Origin of the sequence: Erwinia persicina (assembly GCF_014838825.1) — a bacterium.
In the GTDB taxonomy this organism is placed as follows: Bacteria; Pseudomonadota; Gammaproteobacteria; order Enterobacterales; family Enterobacteriaceae; genus Erwinia; species Erwinia persicina_A.
The window spans coordinates 1-800 of record NZ_JACYMO010000032.1 but is presented as its reverse complement, the minus strand read 5'-3'; the positions used below and the strand labels follow the sequence as shown (position 1 = coordinate 800).

The 800-nt window shown below is 69.6% G+C and carries 1 pseudogene; it reads right to left on the bottom strand.

Annotation, left to right across the window (positions count from 1 at the left end):
* A pseudogene (locus IFU29_RS22180) lies at positions 1-785 on the bottom strand (invasin domain 3-containing protein); the annotation flags it as partial.
* Between the last annotated feature and the right edge of the window lie 15 nt (positions 786-800).

Sequence of the window (800 nt, the reverse complement as noted above, 5' to 3'; positions counted from 1 at the left end):
TCCTGGTTGTCGGTCCAGCGGCCGCTCAGGGTGGCGTTGGCCACCGTGACGGCCTCCGCCGTCAGCGAGGTCGCCTGCCCCGTCACCGGGTTGCCGTTCGCGTCCTTCAGCGTCACCGTCACCGTCATGTTGCCGCCCGCCGCGTAGCTGGCTTTGTCCGTTTTAACGCCGGACGCTGCCTGCGCCGGGGCGCCCGCCGTAATGGCATAGGCCGCAGAGTTGCTGCCCTGGCTCCAGCCCGGCAGCTTCAGCACGGCCTTCAGGCCCGTGCCCGCCGTGATGGCCGTGTAGCCTGCCGCATAGATCCCGGCGCCGTTCTCCTTCCAGCTGCCGCTCAGGCTGGCGTTCGCCACCGTCACGGCCTCCGCCGTCAGTAATGACGCCTGCCCCGCCACCGGGTTGCCGTTCGCGTCCTTCAGCGTCACCGTCACCGTCATGTCGCTGCCCGCCGCGTAGCTGGCTTTGTCCGTTTTAACGCCGGACGCTGCCTGCGCCGGGGCGCCTGCGGTAATGACATAGGCCGCGGAGTCGCTGCCTTTACTCCAGCCCGGCAGCTTCACCCCGGCCCTCAGGCCCGTGCCCGCCGTGATGGCCGTGTAGCCCGCCGTATAGATCCCGGCGCCGTTCTCCTTCCAGCTGCCGTTCAGCGTGGCGTTGGCCACCGTGACGGCCTCCGCCGTCAGCAAGGCCGCCTGCCCCGCCACCGGGTTGCCGTTCACGTCCTTCAGCGTCACCGTCACCGTCATGTCGCTGCCCGCCGCGTAGCTGGCTTTGTCCGTTTTCACGCCGGACGCTGCCTG